Origin of the sequence: Sphingomonas sp. (assembly GCF_017744835.1) — a bacterium.
Taxonomy (GTDB): Bacteria; Pseudomonadota; Alphaproteobacteria; order Sphingomonadales; family Sphingomonadaceae; genus Sphingomonas.
In genome coordinates, this window is record NZ_JAGIAM010000001.1 from 1 (window position 1) to 23,337 (window position 23,337).

20 protein-coding genes and 1 riboswitch are annotated in these 23,337 nt (G+C 68.8%); of the genes, 12 read left to right on the top strand and 8 right to left on the bottom strand.

Features of this window, described 5'->3' with window-relative positions; translation table 11 throughout:
- From rpsJ to rpsL, 5 genes are all read right to left on the bottom strand, one after another.
- The coding region (gene rpsJ / locus J7500_RS00005) for a 30S ribosomal protein S10 (protein ID WP_294058910.1) at positions 1 to 239 on the bottom strand (239 nt) is incomplete at its 3' end.
- A 151-nt stretch (positions 240 to 390) separates the two neighbouring features.
- A complete protein-coding gene (gene tuf / locus J7500_RS00010) occupies positions 391 to 1,584 on the bottom strand; it encodes an elongation factor Tu (protein WP_294058911.1) in 1,194 nt (397 codons plus the stop codon).
- Positions 1,585 to 1,663: 79 nt separating this feature from the next.
- Positions 1,664 to 3,757 (bottom strand): elongation factor G, encoded by a 2,094-nt coding sequence (gene fusA / locus J7500_RS00015; RefSeq protein ID WP_294058913.1) that lies wholly within the window; start codon positions 3,755 to 3,757, stop codon positions 1,664 to 1,666.
- Positions 3,758 to 3,823: 66 nt separating this feature from the next.
- Entirely contained in the window at positions 3,824 to 4,294 is a 471-nt protein-coding gene (gene rpsG, locus J7500_RS00020) for a 30S ribosomal protein S7 (protein WP_294058915.1), read from the bottom strand.
- Positions 4,295 to 4,354: 60 nt separating this feature from the next.
- Positions 4,355 to 4,726, bottom strand: coding sequence for a 30S ribosomal protein S12 (gene rpsL, locus J7500_RS00025; RefSeq protein ID WP_235077518.1), 372 nt, complete (start codon positions 4,724 to 4,726; stop codon positions 4,355 to 4,357).
- Positions 4,727 to 5,087: 361 nt separating this feature from the next.
- Between rpsL and J7500_RS00030 the strand changes: the two genes are divergently transcribed.
- A complete protein-coding gene (locus tag J7500_RS00030) occupies positions 5,088 to 5,531 on the top strand; it encodes a polymer-forming cytoskeletal protein (protein WP_294058916.1) in 444 nt (147 codons plus the stop codon).
- Positions 5,532 to 5,574: 43 nt separating this feature from the next.
- Here the strand turns inward: J7500_RS00030 and J7500_RS00035 are convergent, their stop codons facing one another.
- Complete coding sequence (locus tag J7500_RS00035) at positions 5,575 to 6,162, bottom strand: DUF4142 domain-containing protein (protein ID WP_294058917.1); 588 nt, start codon at positions 6,160 to 6,162, stop codon at positions 5,575 to 5,577.
- A 69-nt stretch (positions 6,163 to 6,231) separates the two neighbouring features.
- Complete coding sequence (locus J7500_RS00040) at positions 6,232 to 7,554, bottom strand: methyl-accepting chemotaxis protein (RefSeq protein WP_294058919.1); 1,323 nt, start codon at positions 7,552 to 7,554, stop codon at positions 6,232 to 6,234.
- A 105-nt stretch (positions 7,555 to 7,659) separates the two neighbouring features.
- A riboswitch (cobalamin riboswitch) is annotated at positions 7,660 to 7,846 on the top strand.
- Between the two features lie 115 nt (positions 7,847 to 7,961).
- On the opposite strand from J7500_RS00040, the gene J7500_RS00045 reads away from it, so the two are divergent.
- From J7500_RS00045 to J7500_RS00090, 10 genes are all read left to right on the top strand, one after another.
- Positions 7,962 to 9,794: a TonB-dependent siderophore receptor gene (locus tag J7500_RS00045; RefSeq protein ID WP_294058921.1), complete on the top strand. Its 1,833-nt coding sequence runs from the start codon at positions 7,962 to 7,964 to the stop codon at positions 9,792 to 9,794.
- The gene (locus tag J7500_RS00050; protein ID WP_294058923.1) at positions 9,794 to 10,618 is read left to right on the top strand and encodes an ABC transporter substrate-binding protein; all 825 of its coding nucleotides are present in this window, start codon (positions 9,794 to 9,796) and stop codon (positions 10,616 to 10,618) included. Before J7500_RS00045 ends, J7500_RS00050 begins: the two co-directional genes overlap by 1 nt.
- Positions 10,615 to 11,586: an iron ABC transporter permease gene (locus J7500_RS00055; RefSeq protein WP_294058925.1), complete on the top strand. Its 972-nt coding sequence runs from the start codon at positions 10,615 to 10,617 to the stop codon at positions 11,584 to 11,586. Before J7500_RS00050 ends, J7500_RS00055 begins: the two co-directional genes overlap by 4 nt.
- The gene (locus J7500_RS00060; protein ID WP_294058926.1) at positions 11,577 to 12,356 is read left to right on the top strand and encodes an ABC transporter ATP-binding protein; all 780 of its coding nucleotides are present in this window, start codon (positions 11,577 to 11,579) and stop codon (positions 12,354 to 12,356) included. The genes J7500_RS00055 and J7500_RS00060 overlap by 10 nt, the downstream gene beginning before the upstream one ends.
- Positions 12,357 to 12,568: 212 nt before the next feature.
- The gene (locus tag J7500_RS00065) at positions 12,569 to 14,065 is read left to right on the top strand and encodes a CoA-acylating methylmalonate-semialdehyde dehydrogenase (RefSeq protein ID WP_294058928.1); all 1,497 of its coding nucleotides are present in this window, start codon (positions 12,569 to 12,571) and stop codon (positions 14,063 to 14,065) included.
- Between the two features lie 2 nt (positions 14,066 to 14,067).
- On the top strand, positions 14,068 to 15,213 hold the full coding sequence (locus J7500_RS00070) for an acyl-CoA dehydrogenase family protein (protein WP_294058929.1): 1,146 nt from the start codon (positions 14,068 to 14,070) through the stop codon (positions 15,211 to 15,213).
- 232 nt (positions 15,214 to 15,445) lie between these two features.
- Positions 15,446 to 16,492 (top strand): enoyl-CoA hydratase/isomerase family protein, encoded by a 1,047-nt coding sequence (locus tag J7500_RS00075; RefSeq protein ID WP_294058931.1) that lies wholly within the window; start codon positions 15,446 to 15,448, stop codon positions 16,490 to 16,492.
- Positions 16,489 to 17,262, top strand: coding sequence for an enoyl-CoA hydratase (locus J7500_RS00080; RefSeq protein ID WP_294058932.1), 774 nt, complete (start codon positions 16,489 to 16,491; stop codon positions 17,260 to 17,262). The genes J7500_RS00075 and J7500_RS00080 overlap by 4 nt, the downstream gene beginning before the upstream one ends.
- Positions 17,263 to 17,385: 123 nt before the next feature.
- Positions 17,386 to 18,261, top strand: a complete 876-nt coding sequence (gene mmsB / locus J7500_RS00085; protein WP_294058933.1) for a 3-hydroxyisobutyrate dehydrogenase — start codon at positions 17,386 to 17,388, stop codon at positions 18,259 to 18,261.
- A 105-nt stretch (positions 18,262 to 18,366) separates the two neighbouring features.
- Positions 18,367 to 19,296, top strand: coding sequence for a right-handed parallel beta-helix repeat-containing protein (locus tag J7500_RS00090; protein WP_294058935.1), 930 nt, complete (start codon positions 18,367 to 18,369; stop codon positions 19,294 to 19,296).
- Between the two features lie 148 nt (positions 19,297 to 19,444).
- Here the strand turns inward: J7500_RS00090 and J7500_RS00095 are convergent, their stop codons facing one another.
- Positions 19,445 to 21,103 carry an alkaline phosphatase family protein gene (locus J7500_RS00095; protein WP_294058936.1) on the bottom strand — a complete coding sequence of 553 codons (1,659 nt, stop codon included), beginning with the start codon at positions 21,101 to 21,103 and terminating at the stop codon, positions 19,445 to 19,447.
- A gap of 167 nt (positions 21,104 to 21,270) precedes the next feature.
- Between J7500_RS00095 and J7500_RS00100 the strand changes: the two genes are divergently transcribed.
- A complete protein-coding gene (locus J7500_RS00100) occupies positions 21,271 to 23,310 on the top strand; it encodes a thioredoxin family protein (RefSeq protein WP_294060634.1) in 2,040 nt (679 codons plus the stop codon).
- Positions 23,311 to 23,337: the final 27 nt, after the last annotated feature.

Consider the following 23,337-nt stretch of genomic DNA (forward strand, 5'->3'; position numbering starts at 1 on the left):
GTCGGCTGCACGATGTCGAGCATGCGCTTGTAGGTGCGCACTTCGAACTGCTCGCGCGACTTCTTGTCGATGTGGGGGCCACGGTTGACCGTGAACTTCTCGATCTTCGTCGGAAGCGGGATCGGGCCACGGATGAGAGCGCCGGTGCGGCGCGCAGTGTCGGCGATGTCGCCGGTCGCCTGGTCGAGCACGCGGTGATCGAACGCCTTCAGGCGAATGCGGATGTTCTGCGTTTCCATGGTCCTACCAATTTGAAAGAGCGGGCCCCGTACACGGAGCTCTTGCTGTTCAACCCAAAAACTGGAGGGCGGCCCATACAGGCACCCTCATAAAAAGGCAACCGCCCGACACCCTTTTTTGGGTGCCGGGCGGCAAACCTAGCTTTTCAGCTTACTTGTCGATGCCGCTGACGACGCCGGCGCCGACGGTGCGGCCGCCCTCGCGGATCGTGAAGCGCTGGCCGACGTCCATGGCGATCGGCGCGATGAGCTTGATGCCCAGCGCGACGTTGTCGCCCGGCATGACCATCTCGGTGCCCTCGGGCAGCTCGACGGTGCCGGTCACGTCGGTCGTGCGGAAGTAGAACTGCGGACGATAGTTCGCGAAGAACGGCGTGTGACGGCCGCCCTCGTCCTTCGACAGGACGTACACTTCCGACTTGAACTCGGTGTGCGGGGTGATCGAGCCCGGCTTGGCCAGAACCTGGCCACGCTCGACCTCTTCACGGCCGACGCCGCGGAGCAGCGCACCGACGTTGTCGCCGGCCTGGCCCTGGTCGAGCAGCTTGCGGAACATCTCGACGCCCGTGACGGTGGTCTTGCGGGTGTCGTGGATGCCGACGATCTCGACTTCCTCGCCAACCTTGATGATGCCGGTCTCGACGCGGCCGGTCACCACGGTGCCGCGGCCCGAGATCGAGAACACGTCTTCGATCGGCATCATGAACGGCTTGTCGAGCGGACGCTCCGGCTCAGGGATGTACTCGTCCACGGCCTTCATCAGCTCGAGAACGGCTTCCTGGCCGAGCTTGGCGTCCGAACCGTCGAGCGCCTTGACGGCCGAGCCCTTGATGACGGGGATGTCGTCGCCCGGGAACTCGTACGAGCTGAGCAGCTCGCGGATTTCCATCTCGACGAGCTCGAGGATTTCCTCGTCGTCGACGAGGTCGACCTTGTTCATGAACACGACCATCGCGGGCACGCCGACCTGGCGGGCGAGCAGGATGTGCTCGCGGGTCTGCGGCATCGGGCCGTCGGTGGCCGACACGACCAGGATCGCGCCGTCCATCTGCGCGGCGCCGGTGATCATGTTCTTCACATAGTCGGCGTGGCCCGGGCAGTCGACGTGCGCATAGTGGCGGTTGACCGTCTCGTACTCGACGTGCGCGGTCGAGATGGTGATGCCGCGCTCGCGCTCTTCCGGAGCCTTGTCGATGTTGGCGAAGTCGACGGCCGCGTTGCCCGCGACGTTCTCCGCCAGGACCTTGGTGATCGCGGCGGTCAGCGACGTCTTGCCATGGTCGACGTGACCGATGGTGCCGATGTTGAGGTGCGGCTTAGTCCGCTCGAATTTTGCCTTCGCCATTGTTTCCCTACCTTCTGATCTGAATTCCGCGCCGCTAAGGGACTCGCCGGAAGGCGGCCCCATAGCGGCTGTTTTCGTGTTACGCCAGCTTCGCCTTCACTTCGTCGGCCACGTTCGGCGGCACTTCGTCGTAGTGCGAAAACTGCATGCTGTACTGCGCGCGGCCCTGGGTGAACGAGCGGAGCTGGTTCACATAGCCGAACATGTTGGCCAGCGGGACCATCGCCTCGACCGTCTGCGCGTTGCCGCGGCTGTCGGTACCCTGGATCTGGCCACGGCGGCTGTTGATGTCGCCGATGACGTCGCCGAGGTAGTCCTCGGGAGTCACGACCTCGACCTTCATGATCGGCTCGAGCAGCTTGATGCCAGCCTTCTGCGCCGCTTCGCGCATCGCTGCGCGGGCGGTGATTTCGAACGCCAGCGCCGACGAGTCGACGTCGTGGTACGCGCCGTCGTACAGCAGCACCTCGAAGTCGATGATCGGGAAGCCGACGAGCGAACCGGTCTCCGCGGTCTCGCGGAAGCCCTTCTCGATCGCGGGGATATATTCCTTCGGAATGTTACCGCCCTTGATCTCGTCCTTGAAGACGAAGCCCGAACCGCGCTCGCCCGGGGTGAGCTTGACCTTCACGCGACCGAACTGGCCAGTACCGCCCGACTGCTTCTTGTGCGTGTAGTCGATGTCCACCGGCTTCGCGAGATACTCGCGATACGCCACCTGCGGCGCGCCGACATTGGCCTCGACCTTGAACTCGCGCTTCATGCGGTCGACCAGGATCTCGAGGTGGAGCTCGCCCATCCCCTTGATGATGGTCTGGCCCGACTCGTGGTCGGTCGAGACGCGGAACGAGGGATCCTCGGCGGCCAGGCGGTTGAGCGCGATGCCCATCTTCTCCTGGTCGGCCTTGGTCTTCGGCTCCACCGACAGCTCGATCACCGGCTCCGGGAACTCCATCCGCTCGAGGATGATCGGGTTCGCCGGATCGCACAGCGTGTCGCCGGTCGTGGTCTCCTTGAGGCCCGCGATCGCGACGATGTCGCCGGCGCGCGCTTCCTCGATGTCCTCACGCGAGTTCGCGTGCATCAGGAGCATACGGCCGATCTTTTCCTTCTTGTCCTTCACCGAGTTCAGGTAGCTGCCCTTGGTCAGCGTGCCCGAATAGATGCGGGTGAAGGTGAGCGAGCCGACGAACGGGTCGTTCATGATCTTGAAGGCCAGCGCCGAGAACGGAGCATCGTCCTTCGGCGGACGCGAATCCTCGGTCTCGCCGTCGAGCTTGACGCCCTGCACGTCGGGGATGTCGAGCGGGCTCGGCAGATAGTCGACCACGGCGTCGAGCAGGGGCTGCACGCCCTTGTTCTTGAACGCCGAGCCGCACAGCACCGGCACGAACGAGAAGTTCAGCGTGCCCTTGCGGATCAGCGCCTTGAGCGTCTTGGTGTCGGGCTCATTGCCCTCCAGATACGCTTCCATGACCGCGTCGTCCTGCTCGACGGCCATTTCGATCAGCTCGGCGCGCGCCGTCGCGGCGGCATCCGCCATGTCGTCGGGGATCGCCTGATATTCGAACTTCGCGCCCAGCGACTCCTCGAGCCACACGATCGCGCGGTTCTCGACCAGGTCGACGAGGCCCTTGAAGCCGCCCTCGATGCCGATCGGAAGATAGAGGACGGCCGGGCGGGCGCCCAGGCGATCCTTGATCATGTCGACGCAGCGCTCGAAGCTCGCGCCGGTGCGGTCGAGCTTGTTGACGAAGCACATGCGCGGCACGCGATACTTCTCGGCCTGGCGCCACACGGTCTCCGACTGCGGCTCCACGCCGGCAACGCCGTCGAAGCAGGCAACCGCGCCGTCGAGCACGCGCAGCGAACGCTCGACTTCGATCGTGAAGTCGACGTGGCCGGGGGTGTCGATGATGTTGATCAGGTGCTCTTCGCCCTTGCCCTCTTCGGCGCGCCACTTGCACGTCGTAGCGGCGGACGTGATCGTGATCCCGCGCTCCTGCTCCTGCTCCATCCAGTCCATCGTCGCGGTGCCTTCGTGCACTTCGCCGATCTTGTAGGACTTGCCGGTGTAATAGAGGATGCGCTCGGTCGTCGTCGTCTTGCCGGCGTCGATGTGCGCCATGATGCCGATATTGCGGTAACGCTCGAGCGGATGGCTGCGGGCCATGATCGTGGTTTCCTTAAAGGTGCGGGGAGCCGCTTTTGGCGGCTCCCCAGGATATAGGTGCTGTTGTTACCAGCGGTAGTGGCTGAAGGCGCGGTTCGCTTCGGCCATACGATGGGTGTCTTCGCGCTTCTTCACCGCGTTGCCGCGGTTGTTGGCGGCGTCCATCAGCTCGCCCGAAAGGCGCGCCGACATGGTGTGCTCGCTGCGGTTGCGGGCCGAGGCGATGAGCCAGCGGATCGCAAGCGCCTGGGCACGCTCCGGACGGACTTCCACCGGAACCTGGTAGGTCGCACCGCCGACGCGGCGGCTGCGGACCTCGATGCCCGGCTTCACGTTGTTGAGCGCGTCATGGAACACACCGATCGGCTCGCGCTTGGCGCGCTGCTCGACGGTCTCGAGCGCCGAATAGACGATCTGCTCGGCGACGGACTTCTTGCCGTCCAGCATCACCGAGTTCATGAACTTCGAAAGCACCTGATCGCCATAGACGGGATCAGGCAGGATTTCCCGCTTTTCGGGACGACGACGACGAGCCATTTCTCGTTTCCTTTATGATTCAGCCGGTCCGGAACCTGTCCGGGGCTTACTTTGGCTTGCTTACTTCGGACGCTTCGCGCCGTACTTCGAACGGCTCTGCTTGCGGTCCTTGACGCCCTGCGTATCGAGCACGCCGCGCAGCACGTGGTAGCGCACGCCCGGAAGGTCGCGCACACGGCCGCCACGAATCAGGACCACCGAGTGCTCCTGCAGGTTGTGCCCCTCGCCGGGGATGTAGCTGATGACTTCGCGCTGGTTGGTCAGGCGGACCTTGGCAACCTTGCGGAGAGCCGAGTTCGGCTTCTTCGGAGTCGTCGTGTACACACGGGTGCAGACGCCGCGCTTCTGCGGGTTCTGCTCCATCGCAGGGACCTTCGACTTGGTCTTCTGCGGTTCGCGGCCCTTGCGGACCAGCTGGTTGATCGTCGGCATGAAGCCCTTCACCTTTGCGTTACCGGAAACGTCCGGCGGTTACTTTGCTGGAGCCCAGATTCCTTGCGAAATCAAATCTCTACGGAATACGAAAAGGCCCCGGGTGTCTGTGACCCCCCGGGCCATTGCGTCTCCAGCAACGTTCAGCTCTTTGTTCCGAAAGGGCTATAGGGCGCGGAGCCCCGCCTTGCGGAACGGGGGCGCCTATAGCGATGGAGTCGCAGCCGGTCAATGGGACCGCGCTCGCCCAGCCGCCCACGCGCTGCGCTTCCGGCCCGCCCTGCCATGCGGCTTTTACGGCATTTCAGCCGCAGGGCATCATGCTATACGCGCCGTCCGGGGTTTTGGGGGAGTCGCATATATGTTTGCCGGCAACAACGCGCGTGACAAGCGCACGGTCGTTTCGCCTGCGTCCGGTGGCCGGGGCACTTTCTCGGTGCTGGGCGCCGATGTGGTGGTGACCGGCAGCGTCCGCGCGAGCGCCGACCTGCACATCCAGGGCCGGATCGAAGGCGATGTGATCGGCGGCACCGTGATCCAGGGCGCAGAGAGCCACATCACCGGCACGCTGACTGCCGAAGTCGCGCGGCTCGCCGGCGCAGTCGAGGGCGTGGTCCGCGTCAGGACGCTCACGATCGAGCCCGGCGCGCGGATCACCGGCGACGTCGAATATGAGACCATCACGATCGAGAACGGCGGATCGGTCGACGGGCGGCTGAAGCACGTCGACGCGCTCGATGCCTCGGCGCCGGCGACTGCGATCGCGACGGTGAGCCTCGCCGCGTCGAACGAACGCGCCGCCTGAAGATCCGGGAGGCGCGCTCCGCCGAGCCGCCTCCCGCCAATAGCTAGAGCGAGCGGATCTTGGTCAGGTGTTCCTGGACCATCTTCTGCGCCTCGCCGGCGAAGCTCTTGAGCTCGGGCACGTCGCCGCTGGCGGCATAGCCCTGCACCAGCGCCAACGCCTTCTCGTGCGCCGCGGTCTGCTGGGTCTTGTAGGCGGCGTCGAACGCCGCACCCTCGGCGTTGCGCAACGCGGCGAGGTTCGCCTCCTGCTCGGCCGTGAGCGTCGGAGCCGGGATGATCGCCGGATTCGCGGCATTGCCCGCGGTCTTGAGTTTGTCGCTCGACTTGGTGTGCTCGCTGACCATCAACGCGCCGAAGTCCTTGAGGCCCTGGCTCTGCGCCTTCTCCTGCGCCAGCTTGCCAGCCTCGATCTCATATTGGTCGCTCGCCGCGACGTCGTTGGCGAACTGCTGGGCGGGCGAGACCTGCGCCGCCATGTTGGTGGTCGCATTGGCCTCGTCGGTCATGTTCATGTCTTCCATGTTCATGCCGGTCATGTCGCCCGTGGTGGCGTTGGTGGTCGTGTTGCCTCCGCACGCGGCAAGCGCGAGCGCTGGGGCGAGCCCCAGGATCAGATGGTGCTTCGTCATGCAGGCGTCCTCCTCGAAGGCGGTTCAACGCCCGCGCGGTAGCGGTCGTTCCTGCCCGGGTACAGGCCTTCAGGCGCGGTGCAGCTCGGCGAGGAAGGTGTCGAGCTGGCGCGAGAGGGCGCCCGCATCGGCGCGCAGCCGGTCGGCGAGGCTCAGCATCGCATTGGCCTGGTGCGAGGCGGCGCGCGACGTGCCGCCGATCGCCTCCACGTCCTGCTGGATGCCCGTGCTGGCGGCGACGGCCTCGTCGACGTTGCGCGCAATCGTGCGCGTCGCCGATTCCTGCGCATCGACCGCGGCGCGCACGCCCGAGGCCAGGTCGGCCATCGCGCCGATCGCAAGCTCGACCTGCTCATGGCCGGCCGCCACGTCGTCGACGCTCTGGCGGATCTCGCCGACATGCGCCGCGATCCGCGCAGCGGCGGTGCCGGTCTGTGCCGAGAGCTGCTTCACTTCATTGGCGACGACGCTGAATCCCCTGCCCGCCTCGCCCGCGCGCGCAGCCTCGATCGTGGCGTTGAGCGCGAGCAAATTCACCTGGCGCGCGATCTCGCTGATCAGCCCGATCACCGAATCGATCGACTGCGCGGCGCGCAGCAGCTCGCGGGTGCGCGCACTGCCGGCGGCGACGAGGTCGGACGCAGTCGCCGCCGCAGCCTGCGCCTCGCTCGAGCTGCGCGCGATCTCGCCCAGCGACACCGCGAGGTCGTGCCCGCGCGCAGCGATCTCGGTCATGTTGTCGCGGGTCTGGGACGCAGCCGAGGCGACCGCCACGGCACGGTCGCCCAAGTCGGTGGCGCGCTCGGCGGTGTTGGACGCGCTCGACTGGAGCTCGGCGGCGAGCTGGTCCATCGCGCCGGCAAGCGTCGCGACCTGCTCCTCGAACCGCTCGCTGGCGCGCTCGATCCGCTCGGCACGCGCGACGCGCGCCGTTGCCAACCGCTGCTCGCGCTCGGCGGCGAGATGGAGGAGCCGGCGGTTCGCCACCACGCCGTGGAGCTTCCCGTCCAGCGTCAGGATCATCCCCTCGGTGCCGTTGGCGGCGCGATAGGCGTCGATCAGCGCGCCCGTCCCCAGCGTCGCTTCGGCCACCGGGCAGGAGCGCAGATAGCGCCGCACGCCGTCACCGTAGCTCGGGTTGCGCATCAGCGCATGGCCGAAGGGATTGAGCAGCAGCAGCCGCACGTCCTTCTCGAAGATCGCCCCCGCGGGCCGGCGCTGGGCATCGACGACAGGGATCAGGCGCAGTTCGGGATCGGCGTTGAAGATGTCGACCGCGCGCAACAACTGGTCCTCGAGCCCGAGCGAAGGCGGCGCGGCCTCGGCGGGAGTGAGCCAGTCGGCGGGCGCGGGCGCAGGTCGGGGCGCAAGGGCAAGCGCGGTGTGTCGCATGGCCGCCGGACTATGGGGCTGATGGTAAAGGCGACATTGACCGTTGGTTACACTACCGAGACAAACCCGATTTTTTCGCGGTTGCAGCAGGAAAATACCGGTTCTAGAAGCGCGGCTGTGACGGGTGTCCCCTGCCAAGGGGATGAAAAGGGAACTCGGTTCGAACCCGAGGCTGCCCCCGCAACTGTAACCGGCGAGCCGGCGCATCCATGCCACTGGGATCCTCCCGGGAAGGCAGCGCCAAGGCCCTGACCCGGGAGCCAGGAGACCTGCCCCTCACAGTCGATTCCTTTGCGCGGGCGGGGTGCACCGGGCGAACGAGGGGAGACCCTCGCGTGAGCGACACCGTGAACCGGGTCGCCGCGCCAATTCCATCGGCAGGCGACCCCAGAAGAAGGTGTCTTGCCGTGAAGAAGTACAAGCTGTTCCTTTCCGCCACTGCAGCGCTGCTGCCGTTCGCCGCGCATGCGCAGAGCGACGAGCCGATCGTCGTCGTCGCCACCGGCGTGGAGCAATCGCCCGACGAGATCGGGCGCTCGGTGACGCTGATCGGGCGCGACGAGATCGAGACGCACCAGACCGTCGCGCTCTCCGACCTGCTCGCCACCACCCCCGGCGTCACCGTCACTCGCAACGGCGGCCTCGGCGGCTTCACCGGCGTGCGCATCCGCGGCGCCGAGGCCGAGCAGACCCTCGTCCTGATCGACGGCGTGCGCGTCAACGATCCCTCCGCCCCCGGCGGCGGCTTCGATTTCGGCAACCTCCTCGCCGGATCGATCGAGCGCGTCGAAGTGCTGCGCGGTCCCAATTCGGTCGCCTGGGGCAGCCAGGCGATCGGCGGCGTCGTCAATGTCGTGACCGAGCGGCCGGTCGACGGGCTGCGCGTCCGCGGCAACGCCGAATATGGCAGCAACGAGCAGTTCGGCGCTAGCGGCGCCCTGTCGGCGGGCAACGAGCGCGTGCAGGGCGCGCTGACCGCGGGCTATCTCACCACCGACGGGATCAGCCAGGCGGCGAGCGGCACCGAGCCCGACGGCTATCGCCAGATCGGCGGCACCGCGCGCGTCTTGGTCGAGTTCGCCCCCGGCTTCGGCGCCGACCTGCGCGGCTATTATGCGCACAGCCGGCTCGATCTCGACGGCTTCCCCGCCCCCACCTACGCCTTCGCCGATACCGAGGAATATTCGGAGGCGCAGGAGGCCTATGGCTATGTCGGGCTCCACGGCGTGACCGGCCCGGTCAAGCATCGCCTCTCCTTCACCCTGGCCGACGTCAACCGCGACAATTACGATCCGGCGTCCGGCAGCGACGCGAGCTTCTTCTCGCGCGGCCGCAGCGAGCGTTATGCCTATCAGGGCGAGGCCGCGCTCGGATCGGTCGCGCGGCTCGTCTTCGGCGCCGAGCAGGAGGACAGCCGCTTCTTCGACGGCAGCACGCGCGCGAGCCAGGGCATCACCAGCGTCTATGGCGAAGCGATCGTGACTCCGGTCGAGCCCCTCACGCTCACCGCCGGGCTGCGCAACGACGATCACAGCGGCTTCGGCAGCCATATGAGCTGGGGCGCCAACGCCGCGCTCCGCCCGGCGGCCGGCACGCTGCTCCACGCCAGCTATGGCGAGGGGTTCAAGGCGCCGACGCTCTACCAGCGCTTCAGCTTCTACGGCACGCCCGACCTGCAGCCTGAGACCGCCGAGAGCTATGAGGTCGGCGCGCGGCAGGAGATCACCAAGGGCCTGTCGCTCGGCGCCACCTGGTTCCGCCGCGACACGCGCCAGCAGATCGACTTCGATCTGGCGACTTCGACCTATTTCAACATCGCCCGCTCACGTGCGCGCGGAGTCGAAGTGGAGATCGTCGCCCAGCCCGTCACCGGATTGTCACTGCGCGGCGGCTACACGCACGTCGATGCGGAGAATCGTTCGCCCGGCGCCAATCTCGGCAACGACCTGCCCCGCCGCCCGCGCGACACCGGCAGCCTGTCGGTCGACTATCGCTTTGCCCACGGCCCGAGCCTGGGCGCGACGCTGCTGATCGTGGACGACAGCTTCGACAATGCCGCCAACACCGTCCGGCTCGACGGCTATGCGCTGGCGAGCATCCGCGCCTCGGTGCCCGTCACCCGCCAGGTCGAGCTCTATGGCCGCGTCGAGAACCTGTTCGACGCGGACTATCAGACCGTCGCCGGCTACGGCACCTTCGGCCGCACTGCGCACGCCGGCGTGCGGCTGCGGTTCGACTGATGCGGGGCGCCGCGCTCCTGTGCCTGCTGGTCGCCGGGTGCGCGGCGCCGTCGTCCTCGGCTGGCGGCGGCATCGTCTCGATGAACCCCTGTGCCGATGCGATGCTGGTCCAACTGGTGCCGCCCCAGCGTATCGCCGCGATCAGCCATTATTCGCGCGATCCCGCCGCCAGCTCGATCGCGCCCCAGGTCGCCGCGCGCTTCCGCACCACCAGCGGGACTGCCGAGGAAGTGATCGCGATGCGCCCCGACCTGGTAGTGGCCAGCAGCTTCACGGCGTCCTCGACGCGCGAGGCGCTGGCGCGTGCGGGGGTGAAGACGCTTTATCTCGATTCGCCCGTGACTATCGAAGCGAGCAAGGCGCAGGTCCGCGCGCTCGCCGCCGCGCTCGACGCCGTCCCCGCCGGCGAGGCGATGGTCGCGCGGATCGACCATGCCGTCGCCGCCGCGGCGCATTCCGGCCCCGCGGTGCCCGCCTTGCTGTGGATCGGCGGTAATCTCGTCTCGGGCGGCGGCACGCTGCTCGACGAGATGATGGTCAAGGCCGGCTTCAGCGATCATGCTGCGCATTATGGGCTGCAGCACACCGGCTATCTTCCGATCGAGCATGTGCTCGTCGATCCGCCGCGCGTGATGCTCGTTCCCGACGAGCCCGGCCGTGATGCCGACTCGCGCGCCGCCCAGCTCCGCGGCCGCGCGCTCGCGCGCATGGGGGCGAAGGTCGATCAGGCACGCTTCCCCCGCAGCTTGGTCAATTGCGGCGGCCCGGTGATCGCCACGGCGATGACGCGGCTCGCCGAGGTCCGGCGCGAGGTGGGCCCATGAGCCGCCCGTTCCTCCTCGCTTTGCTCGCGCTGCTCGTCGTCCTGCTCTTCGCCGGCTCGCTGATGGCTGGAAAGGTGTGGGTACCCCCCGCCGCCTGGTTCTCGCACGATCCGCGCTGGTGGATCGTGCTCGAGCTGCGCCTGCCGCGCGCGATCCTCGGCCTCGCGATCGGCGCCGCGCTCGGGCTCGCCGGCGCGGTGCTGCAGGGCTATCTGCGCAACCCGCTCGCCGATCCGGCGGTGGTCGGCGTCTCGTCCAGCGCGGCGCTGGGTGCCGTCGCGGCGATCGTGCTCTTCGCCGCCAGCGCGCCGCTCGCCATCTTCGCTGCCGCGATGCTCGCCGCCTGCGCGTCGATGCTGCTGCTCGCCGCGCTGGCCTGGCGTGCCGACAGCGCCGTCGCCTTCATCCTCGCGGGCACCGTGCTCGCCAGCCTCGGCGGCGCGCTCACGGCCTTCCTCATCTCGATCGCTCCCAACCCTTTCGCGACCGCGGAGATCATCGACTGGATCATGGGCGCGCTCACCGACCGCAGCTTCGCCGAGGTCCAGCTCGCGCTGCCCTTCATCGCGCTCGGCTGCGCCCTGCTGCTCCTTACCGGCCGCGCGCTCGACGCACTGACGCTGGGCGAGGCCGCGGCGCGGTCGCTCGGCGTGCGGCTGGGGCGCGTGCAATTGCTGATCGTGCTTGGCGCTGGGCTCGCGGTCGGCGCCAGCGTCGCGGTGACCGGCGTGGTCGGCTTCGTCGGGCTGATCGTCCCGCATTTGCTTCGCCCGCTCACCGGCGCCCGCCCCTCCGCGCTGCTGCTCCCGAGCGCGCTCGGCGGCGCCGCGCTGGTGCTCGCCGCCGACAGCCTCGTCCGCCTCGGCCCCGGCGCCGCCGAGATCCGCCTCGGCGTCGCGATGGCGCTGCTCGGCACGCCCTTCTTCTTCGCGCTGCTGCTCAAACTGAGGCGATCGGCATGGAGCTGAGCGTCTCCGACCTCGCCGTGAGCCTAGGCGCGCGCCGCGTGCTCGAGGGGGTGAGCGCCGCCTTCCGCCCGGCGCGCGTGACGGCGATCCTCGGCCCCAACGGCTCGGGCAAGTCGACTCTGGTCAAGACGCTGGCCGGCCTGCTCGACGCCGACGCCGGCCAGGTCCGCCTCGACACGCGCCAGCTCGCCCGCATCGACCCGCGCGAACGCGCCAGGCTGATCGGCTATCTTCCGCAGGACCCGACCGTCCATTGGAACATCGGCGTGCGCGATCTCGTCGCGCTCGGCCGCCTGCCACACCGCTCGCCCTTCGCCGGCATGTCGCCCGAGGACGATGCCGCGGTGCAGGCCGCGCTCGACGCCACCGACACCGATCGCCTCGCCGCGCGCACCGCCGACCAGCTCTCGGGCGGCGAGCGCGCCCGCGTGCTGCTCGCGCGCGTGCTGGCGGGCACGCCGCAGTGGCTGCTCGCCGACGAGCCGCTCGCCAGCCTCGATCCTGTCCACCAGATCGCGCTGCTCGACCGGCTCCGCGCGCTCGCCGGCGAGGGCATGGGCGTGGTGATCGTCCTCCACGACCTGATCCAGGCCGCCCGCGCCGCCGACGACGTGCTGCTGCTCAATCAGGGTCGCGTCATCGCCTTCGGCCCCGCCGGCGAGGCGCTCGCGCACCAGCCGCTGCGTCAGGCGTTCGGCGTCGAAGTGATGATCGTCCCCGACGAGCAAGGCCGCCTCCTCCCCGTGCCGATCGGGCGGACCAGGGACTGAAAAACTCCCCTCCCTGCAAGGGAGGGGCTGGGGGTGGGTGCGCGGCGCCAGCCGCGCTCCTACAGATGAAGCGAAGCCGAGGCATCGAGCCTCGACTTCGCTGAACCCACCCCCCGACCCCTCCCTTGCAGGGAGGGGAGGCAATATGCCATTGCGCAATAAAATTACACGACACGAGTCGGGCCGCAGAGCCCGCCGCAGGAGAGTGATGCATGCGTATCGTCGACCATTATATCGCGGGTCAGGCAGGCGGCGGCGCGTCGCGCGAGAGTGAGGTGTTCGATCCGAACACCGGCCAAGTCCAGGCGCGCGTCCGCCTCGGCACCAGCGCCGATCTCGAGCGCGCAGTCGCCGCCGCCCAGGCCGCGCAGCCCGGCTGGGCCGCCACCAACCCGCAGCGCCGCGCGCGGGTGATGTTCAAGTTCAAGGAGCTGGTCGAGGCCAATATCGACGAGCTCGCCCGGCTGCTCGCCTCCGAGCACGGCAAGGTCGTCGCCGACGCCAGGGGTGACGTCCAGCGCGGGCTCGACGTGATCGAGTTCGCCTGCGGCATCCCGCATGTGCTGAAGGGCGAGTACACCCAGGGCGCCGGGCCGGGCATCGACGTCTATTCGATGCGCCAGCCCCTCGGCATCGGCGCGGGCATCACGCCGTTCAACTTCCCCGCGATGATCCCGATGTGGATGTTCGGCGTCGCCATCGCCTGCGGCAACGCCTTCATCCTCAAGCCCAGCGAGCGAGACCCCAGCGTGCCTGTCCGGCTCGCCGAGCTGATGCGCGAGGCCGGTGCGCCCGAGGGTATCCTCCAGGTCGTCCACGGCGACAAGGAGATGGTCGACGCGATCCTCGACCATCCCGCGATCGCCGCGGTGAGCTTCGTCGGCTCGTCCGACATCGCGCATTATGTCTATCGCCGCGGGGTCGAGGCCGGAAAGCGCGTCCAGGCGATGGGCGGCGCCAAGAACCACGGCGTGGTCATGCCCGACGCCGATCTCGACCAGGTCGTCGCCGATCTCTCCGGCGCCGCCTTCGGCTCGGCCGGCGAGCGCTGCATGGCGCTGCCGGTGGTGGTGCCGGTGGGCGACAAGACCGCCGATGCGCTGCGCGAGAAGCTCATCCCCGCGATCGAGAAGCTCCGCGTCGGAGTCTCGACCGATGCCGAGGCGCACTACGGCCCGGTGGTCAACGCCGCGCACAAGAAGCGCGTCGAGGACTGGATCCAGACCGGCGTCGACGAAGGCGCCGAGCTGGTCGTCGACGGCCGCGGCTTCCAGCTTCAGGGGCACGAACAGGGCTTCTTCATCGGCCCGAGCCTGTTCGATCGCGTCACCCCGGACATGAAGTCCTACCAGGAAGAGATTTTCGGCCCGGTCCTGCAGATCGTCCGCGCGCCCGACTTCGACACGGCGCTGCGCCTGCCCAGCGACCACCAGTACGGCAACGGCGTCGCCATCTTCACCCGCAACGGCCATGCCGCGCGCGAGTTCGCGGCGCGCGTCAATGTCGGCATGGTCGGCATCAACGTGCCGATCCCGGTGCCGGTCGCCTATCACACCTTCGGCGGCTGGAAGCGCTCGGCCTTCGGCGACACCAATCAGCACGGCATGGAAGGCGTGAAGTTCTGGACCAAGGTCAAGACCGTGACCCAGCGCTGGCCCGACGGTTCGGTCACCGGCGAGAACGCATTCGTAATCCCGACGATGGGTTGATCATGACCGGCCAATTCGACCTCACCGACGAGCAGTTCCAGATCCAGGAGATGGCGCGCGCCTTCACGGCCGACGCGATCACGCCCTACGCGGCGGAATGGGACGAGAAGCACATCTTCCCGCGCGACACGATCCGCGCCGCAGCCGAGCTCGGCTTCGCGTCGATCTATGTCTCGGAGGAATCGGGCGGCATCGGCCTTGGCCGGCTCGAGGCGGCGCTGATCATGGAGGCGATGGCCTATGGCTGCCCCTCGACCAGCGCCTTCATCTCGATCCACAACATGGCTAGCTGGATGATCGACCGGTTCGGCAGCGCCGAGCTCAAGGCCAAGTATCTCCCCAGCCTGATCACCATGGAGCGGATGGCGAGCTATTGCCTGACCGAGCCGAGCTCGGGCTCCGACGCCGCCGCGCTCAAGACGAGGGCGGTGCGGGACGGCGACCATTATGTCGTCAACGGATCGAAGCAGTTCATCTCGGGCGCCGGCGAGAACGAAATCTACGTCACGATGGTCCGTACCGGCGAGGAAGGGCCCAAGGGCATCTCGTGCCTGGTCATCGAGAAGGACATGCCCGGCGTCAGCTTCGGCGCCAACGAGCGCAAGCTCGGCTGGCATTCGCAGCCGACACGCCAGGTCACTTTCGAGGACGTCCGCGTGCCGGTCGAGAACCGCGTCGGCGGGGAGGGCGAGGGCTTCCGCTTCGCGATGATGGGACTCGATGGCGGCCGGCTCAACATCGGCGCCTGCTCGCTGGGCGGAGCGCAGCGCTGCCTCGACGAGGCGATCCGCTACACGAAGGAGCGCCAGCAGTTTGGGCGCACGATCGCCGATTTCCAGAACACCCAGTTCATGCTGGCCGACATGGCGACCGAATTGGAGGCCGCCCGCGCGCTCCTCTATCTCGCCGCGGCCAAGGTCACTGCCAATGCGCCCGACAAGACCAAGTTCGCCGCAATGGCCAAACGCCTGGCGACCGACACGGGCTCGTCGGTGGTCGACCGCGCGCTCCAGCTCCACGGCGGCTATGGCTATCTGATGGACTATCCGATCGAGCGCTTCTGGCGCGACCTGCGCGTCCACTCGATCCTCGAGGGCACCAACCAGGTGATGCGCATGATCGTGGGCCGCGAGCTGACGCGGCAATGACTCGATTGTTCAAGCAAAGGCGCGAAGGCGCGAAGATTTTTGTTTGCGCAGAGGCGCAGAGGACGCAGAGGGTTGTGCCGTTCAAATCCGCGCAGCGGTTTCGGTCGAAATGGATTTCGGCGGCTCGCTGGCGCGAGACGATTGCACCGGCCGCCCCACTGCGCTCTCTGCGCCTCTGCGCGAACCAAGCTTTTTCCCTTCGCGCCTTTGCGCCTTTGCGTGAACAGAATCTATGACCGACGTCCTCACCTCCATCGAAGGCCGCATCGGCCGCATCCGGCTTAATCGGCCCAAGGCGATCCACGCGCTCAACACCGCCATGTGCCACACCATCTCCGATGCGCTGGCCGCGTGGCAGGACGATTCCACAGTCGAGGCAGTGCTGATCGATCACGCGGAGGGCCGCGGCTTCTGCGCGGGCGGCGATATCCGCATGGTCGCGGAATCGGGCGCCGGCGACGGCAAGGCCGCGCGCGACTTCTTCTTCCACGAATATCGCATGAACCACCGGCTGTTCCACTACCCCAAGCCGGTGGTCGCCTTCATGGACGGGATCACCATGGGCGGCGGCGTGGGCATCTCGATGCCCGCGCGCTTCCGCGTCGCCACCGAGAACACGCGCTTCGCCATGCCCGAGACCGGCATCGGCCTGTTCCCCGACGTCGGCGGCGGCTGGTACCTCTCGCGCCTGCCCGGCCGCACCGGCCAGTTCCTCGCGCTCACCGGCGCGCGGCTCGACGGCGCCGAATGCCTCGCGCTCGGCCTCGCCACGCATTACGTCCATGCCGAACGGCTGGAGGAGGCCAAGGCGCGCATCGCCGCCAGCCCCGCCGACATCGCCGCAATCCTGACCGAACTTTCGAGCCCCGCCCCCGACGCGCGGATCACGCGCAACCACCAGGCGATCAACCGCACCTTCGCCTCGGATCGGCTCGAGGACATCATCGTCGCGCTCGAGGCCGAAGCAGCCGAGGACGAATGGGCGCGCAAGGAACTGGCGACGCTGCGCACCAAGTCGCCGCAGACGATGAAGGTCGCGCTCCGCCAGCTTCGCGAAGGCGCGCGCATGGCGAGCTTCGCCGACGAGATGCGCCAAGAATATGCGATCGCATCCCGCGTCGCGCAGCGCCACGACTTCCTCGAAGGCGTGCGCGCGGTGATCGTCGACAAGGACAACGCGCCGAAGTGGGACCCGGCGACGCCCGAGGCGGTTACCGACGCGATGCTCGACGAAATCTTCGCCCCCTTGCCCGAACAGGAAGCCTGGACCCCCGCATGACCTACGAAACCCTCCTCGTCGAGCAGCGCGGCGCCGTCACGCTGGTCACGCTCAACCGTCCCCAGGCGCTCAATGCGCTCAACAGCCAGGTGCTGACCGAGCTGCTCGACGCGATGGCCACCTTCGACAAGGACGCCTCGCAGGGCTGCGCGGTCATCACCGGCAGCGAAAAGGCGTTCGCCGCCGGCGCCGATATCAAGGAGATGCAGGCCCAGGGCTTCGCCGACATGTATGGCCATGACTTCTTCGCCGGCTGGGACGCCTTCACCCGCACCCGCAAGCCGATCGTCGCCGCGGTCGCCGGCTATGCGCTGGGCGGCGGCTGCGAGCTGGCGATGATGTGCGACTTCATCCTCGCGGCCGACACCGCGAAGTTCGGCCAGCCCGAGATCAAGCTCGCGGTCTCGCCCGGCATGGGCGGCTCGCAGCGCCTCGCCCGCGCGGTGGGCAAGGCCAAGGCGATGGAGATGTGCCTCACCGGCCGGATGATGGACGCCGCCGAGGCCGAGCGCGCCGGCCTGGTCAGCCGCATCGTCCCGGCCGCAGAGCTGGTCGAGGAAGCGGTGAAGACGGCGGCGCAGATCGCGTCGATGGCGCCGCTCGCGGTGCTGGCGAACAAGGAAATGGTCAACGCGGCCTATGAGACCACGCTGGCGCAGGGCGTCGCCTTCGAGCGCCGGCTGTTCCACGCGCTGTTCGGCACCGAGGACCAGAAGGAAGGCATGGCCGCCTTCGTCGAGAAGCGTCCGGGAAGCTGGAAGGGGAAGTGACTTAGCTCCCCTCCCGCTCACGGGAGGGGTCGGGGGAGGGCCTGAATAGCTGTGGGCGAGGGACATATCCCCTCCCCTAACCCGTCCCGCAAGCGGGAAGGGAATTTGGAGAGAGATGCGAATATGGCACGCGTAGCCTTCATCGGACTGGGCAACATGGGCGGCGGCATGGCCGCGAACCTCGCCAAGGCGGGGCACGACGTCCGCGCCTTCGACTTGTCGGCCGATGCGCTCGAACGCGCCAAGAAGGCGGGCTGCCTTCCCGCCAGCAGTGCCGCCGAGGCCGTCGACGGCGCGGAGGCGATCGTCACCATGCTCCCCGCCGGCAAGCATGTGGAGCAGGTCTATGCCGAAAGCCTGCTCCCCAATGCCGCCCCCGGCGCGGTGCTGATCGACTGCTCGACGATCGACGTCGAGACCGCGCGCCGCGTCGCCCAGGCCGCCACCGAGCATGGCCTCGCCGCGGTCGACGCGCCGGTCTCGGGCGGGATCGCCGCCGCAAATGCCGGCACGCTCACCTTCATGGTCGGCGGCAGCGCCGATGCGTTCGCGCGCGCCGAGCATTATCTGTCGGACATGGGCAAGGCCGTGATCCACGCGGGCACCAGTGGCGCCGGCCAGGCCGCCAAGATCTGCAACAACATGCTGCTCGGCGCCGAGATGGTCGCGACGTGCGAGGCGTTCCTGCTCGCAGAGAAGCTCGGGCTCGACCTGCAGCGCTTCTACGACATCGCCTCGGTCAGCTCGGGGCAGAGCTGGTCGATGACGAGTTATTGCCCGGTCCCCGGCGTGGGCCCCGAGAGCCCTGCCGACCGCGACTATCAGGGCGGCTTCGCCGCGCCGCTGATGCTCAAGGACCTCCGCCTCGCGATGGAAGCGGCAAAGGGTGTCGGCGCCGACACGCCGATGGGCGCGCGCGCCGCCGAGCTCTACGAGGCCTTCGTAAACGGCGAAGGCGCGACGCTCGACTTCTCCGGCATCATCAAGATGCTGCGGTAAGCGCCCCCTTCGTCATCTCGCCCCCTTCCGCCATCCCCGCGAAGGCGGGGATGACGAAGAGGTGCCCTTAACCCGATATTTGCAGCCGGAGCGCACACTCCCCCCATGCGCCCGCTCGCCCTGCTCCTCGCCCTCGCCGCTCCTGCCGCCGCCGAGCCGCAGCCGGCGCCCTTCGTGATCGCCGAGACCGGCCAGGGTTTCGCCACGATCGACGACGCCGTCACCGCAGTCCGCGACGGCACCGCCACCATCCTGATCGCGCCCGGCGTCTATCGCCAGTGCACCGTCCAGACCGGCGGCCGCATCACCTACAAGGCCGTCGAGCCCGGCAAGGCGATCTTCGAGCGCGAAGCGTGCGAAGGCAAGGCAGGCTTCGTGCTGCGCGGCCGCGGCTCGGCGATCGATGGCGTGGTCTTCCGCAACTATTCGGTCTCCGACGGCAACGGCGCGGGCGTGCGCATCGAAATGGGCGACCTCACCGTCACCAACTCGATGTTCCTCGACAGCCAGGAGGGCATCCTCGGCGGCGGACACGAGACCGTGCGCCGCATCACGATCGACCGTTCGACCTTCTCCGGGCTCGGCCAGTGCGACGAGACGGTCGACTGCAGCCATTCGATCTATCTCGCGGTCGACGGCGACGTGACCATCACCCGTTCGCGCTTCGAGCGCGGTACCGGCGGCCATTACGTCAAGCTGCGCGCGCGCCGCGTCAACATCACCGATTCGAGCTTCGACGACAGCGCCGGGCGCAAGACCAACTACATGATCGACCTGTGCGAAGGCGGCACCGGGCTGATCGCGCGCAACGTCTTCGTCCAGGGCCGCGCCAAGGAGAACCACTCCGGGCTGATCGTGATCGCCGCGGAATCGCGGACCTATCCGTCCAATGGGCTGCGCGTGGAGGAGAACACCGCCACGCTCGCCCCGGGCGCGCCCACCAACCCCGCCTTCGTCGCGGACCTCAGTGGCTCGGCGATCGCGCTCAGGGACAACCGGCTGGGGCCCGGCATCCGCGCCTTCGAGCGGCGGTAAACTCCTTCTCCCCTTGTGGGAGAAGGAAGGGGCCCGCTCGCGAAGCGAGTGGGAAGGATGAGGGGGACATGAGTCTCACTCCCCCTCACCCTTCCGCCGACTTCGTCGGCTCCCTCCCTCTCCCACAAGGGGAGAGGGAGTTAGGGCCTCACCGGCAGCTATCCCCCGGCCCTGCATCCAGATCCAGGCACCGCCCGTCGATCTCGACCGGCACCTTCACCCCCACCAGCGCGGCGAGCGTCGGCGCGATGTCCACCGTCTCGACCGAGAGCGGCTGCTCGAAGCCCGTCATCCCCTTGCGCCAGAACAGGATCGGCACGCGGCGGTCATAGTCCCAGAAGCTGCCGTGGGTCGCGACCGAGCCCTTGGTCGGATCGGCGATCGGCGTGACGCGCGGCTTGAGCGCGATCACGAAGTCGCCCGAACGCTCGGCATTGTAGGAGCCGCGTGCGCGCTCGAGCAGCGTCCAGGTCTCGGGCGGAGTCTTGGCGAGCGGGGTCGCCTCGATCTGCGCGCGGGTGAAGACGCCCTGCACCTGCGGGTGCGCCGAATAGCGCTTGATCGCCTCGGCGAGCACTGCCTTGCGCTGCGCGGGCGTGAGGTTCGGCGTCACATAGACGTCGCCCGCGGCACTTCCCTCCAGCACCGATTCGCTGCCCAGGCCCAGCGACGCTGCGATCGCCTTGCCCATTGCAGTCGGCGTCAGCACCGGGTCGACGCGCGCGGCCATCGGCGCGGCATGCTCGCGGTTGCGCTCGGGCAGGTCGTGCCCGCCATGGTCGGCGGTGAGCACCACCGCATAATCGACGCCCGTCCGGTCGAGCGCCGCGAAGAATTTGCCCAGATACTGGTCGAGCGCGGAGAGTTGCAGGCACATCTCGCTGCCCGAAGTGCCGAAGGTGTGGCCGACATAGTCGGTCGCCGAGGCGCCGACGATCAGCAGGTCGGTGTCGGCGCCCTGGCCGAGCTTCATGTCCGTCGCGAGGCCCGCGGCGGTGGCGAGGATCGATTCGTCGAACTCGGGCGAGGCGCGGAAGGCCTTCGCGTCACCCGCCGCGCGCGCGAAGCGGCCGTCGCCGACGGTCTTGCCGCCGCCGATGGGGATGGCACGCGCCTTGGGCACGCAGAAGCTCGGCAGCTCCATCGCCGGCTGCGGCTCGGCGATGCGTGCGACGATGTTCGCGTTCATCCGCGTCACCATCGCCGGAGCCGCGCGGCCTGCATAGGAGACGAAACCGTCCTTGCCGTTCCACCACCAGAGCTCGTCGACCTTGTGCCCGCCCATCATCACTGCGGCGCGATCCTTGCCCGCGACCGAGACGACGCGGCTGCCCGGATGCGCGGCCTTCATCCACTCGCCCAGCGTCGGCACCTTCAGGTGCACGTCGGAGACGGTGTAGTTGCTCGACGTGCTGCCCGGCACGCGCTCGTCCTCGGCGCAATAGACGGTCTTGTCCGCGCGCGGGGCCGAGAAGTCGGTCCAGTCGTTGGCGATGATCCCCGTGCGCGCCGGGCGGGCGCCGGTCAGGATCGTCGAATGGCCGGGGCAGGTCTCGGTCGCGGCATGGCTCTGGTAACCCGCAGGGAAGACCGCGCCCGAGAGCAGCCGCGCGAAGCCGCCGGTGAAGTGCGTGCGATATTCGGCGAACAGGTCGGCCGAGAACTGGTCCACCGAGATCACCACCAGCAGCTTGGGCGCGGCGCGAGCCGGCTCGGCCTGGGGCTGCGCGGGCGCCGCTTCGCGCGCGGCGAGCGGGGCGGACGCGAGCAGCGCCGCTGCGGACAGGATCGAACCGACGAGCTTCATTGCAGTCTCCAGGCGGGAAGGTCTTGCGCTGCAGGGCGCCCCGGCGGACCGAGGCATAGCCGCAGGCGTGAATGCGGGACAGAGGGCAATCGGCGGACGTCGACTCCCCGCTCGCCAACCCCGCACCGCCGCTGCTATCGGTGGTGCCGGACCGGCGGGGCGAGTGGATGCGCGACTTGTGTTTCAGACTTATGTCGCTGCTGGCGACCTTCGCGGCGCTCCTGTGCACGCCCGCCGCCGCGCAGCCGCTCGGCGAGGGCCCGCACGTCCGCATCGAGCTGATCGCCGAGACCGAGCACCCCGCCCCCGGCAGCGAAGTCACGCTCGCCTTCGCTTCGACGCCCGAGCCGGGCTGGCACGCCTATTGGCAGAACCCGGGCGATGCCGGCCTGCCCGCGCGCGCCGCATGGACGCTCCCCGCCGGAATGAGCGCCGGACCGCTGCGCTATCCGGTGCCGCAGCGGCTGGTGATCGGCGGGCTGATGAACTTCGTCTTCGAGAAGCCCTTCGCCCAGCTGGTCGAGCTGCGCGTCCCCGCCTCCGCCACACCGGGGCAGGCGCTGCCGGTGCGTGTGCGGCTCGACTATCTGGTCTGCACCGACAAGATCTGCGTGCCCGAACGCGCCGAGCTCGCCACTCAGCTGACCGTCGGCGACGGCAGCGTGCCCGCCGACCGCCGCGCGCGCTTCGACGCGTGGCGCGCGGCGCTGCCCAAGCCGCTCAATGTCGACGCGCGCTTCCAGGTCGAGAACGGACGCGTCCGCATCGCCATCCCCTTCCCCGCCGACGCGCTTACGGGCGAGGCCTGGTTCTTCCCGGCGACGCGCGACGCGATCGACTATGCCGCGCCCCAGACGCTCGGCCGCGACGGCGACCGCATCGTCATCGAGACCGGCGCCAAGGGAGCGCCCGCGCTGCTCGAAGGCGTGCTCGCGGTGGGCGGCCGCGGTTTCGAGGTGCGCGCCCAGCCCGGCACCGTGCCGCCCGCACGCAACGGCGGGGGGGGACCCGGACTCGCCGCGGCGCTGCTCGCTTTCGGCGCCGCGGTGCTCGGCGGGCTGGTGCTCAACGTCATGCCCTGCGTCTTCCCGATCCTGAGCCTCAAGGCGCTGAGCCTCGCCAAGGCCAATGACTCGGCGGCCAGCCCGCGCGTCGAGGCGCTCGCCTACACCGCGGGCGTGGTGCTGGTGTGCCTGGCGCTCGGCGCGGGGATGCTCGCGCTGCGGACGGGCGGCATGGCGGTCGGCTGGGGATTCCAGCTCACCAGCCCGCGCGTGATCCTGCTGCTGCTCCTGCTGGTCAGCGCGATCGCGCTCAACCTCGCCGGGCTGTTCGAGATCAACGCCCCCGGCTTCGTCAACCGCGCCGCGGCCAAGGGCCACGGCGGCGCCTTCGCCACCGGGGCGCTCGCGGCCTTCGTCGCGACACCCTGCGCGGGTCCGTTCATGGCATCGGCGATGGGCGCGGCGCTGATCCTCCCCTGGTTCGCGGCGCTGGCGGTGTTCGCCGGACTGGGGCTCGGCATTGCGCTGCCCTTCCTGCTGCTCGGCTTCGTGCCCGCGCTCCGCCGCCGCCTGCCCAGGCCCGGCGCGTGGATGGCGACGCTGCGGCGCATCCTCTCGGTCCCCATGTTCCTCACTGCGCTCGCGCTTGCCTGGGTGCTCGGGCGACAGGCCGGAGTCGACGGCATGGCGTTCGGGCTGGGCGCGACCTTGCTCGCGGCGTTCGGCCTGTGGTGGGGCGGGCGTCGCCAGGCGCGCGGCCTGAGCCGGGCCTGGCTCCCGGCGCTTCCGCTGCTGCTCCTCGCGCTCGCCGCCGCCGTAGTCATCCGCCCGGCGCCCGCCACCGCCGAGCGCGCCGCCGTCGCCGGCGCCGAGCGGTTCAGCGAGACCCGGCTCGCGCAGCTCCGCGCCGAGGGCCGCCCGGTCTTCGCCTATTTCACTGCCGATTGGTGCCTCACCTGCAAGGTCAACGAAAAGGCCGTGATCGAGACCGCGCCCGTCGCCCAGGCGCTCGCCGAGGGCAAGGTCGCGGTGCTCGTCGGCGACTGGACCGACGGCAACCCCGAGCTCGGCCGCTTCATCGAGCGGCACAACCGCGCCGGCGTGCCGCTCTACCTCTGGTACAAGCCCGGCGCCGCCGAGCCCGAGGTGCTGCCGCAGATCCTCAGCCAGGCACTGCTGACCGATCTCGCGCGGAGCCGCTGAACACCTCTTGTGCAGCGCAGCAAAGCG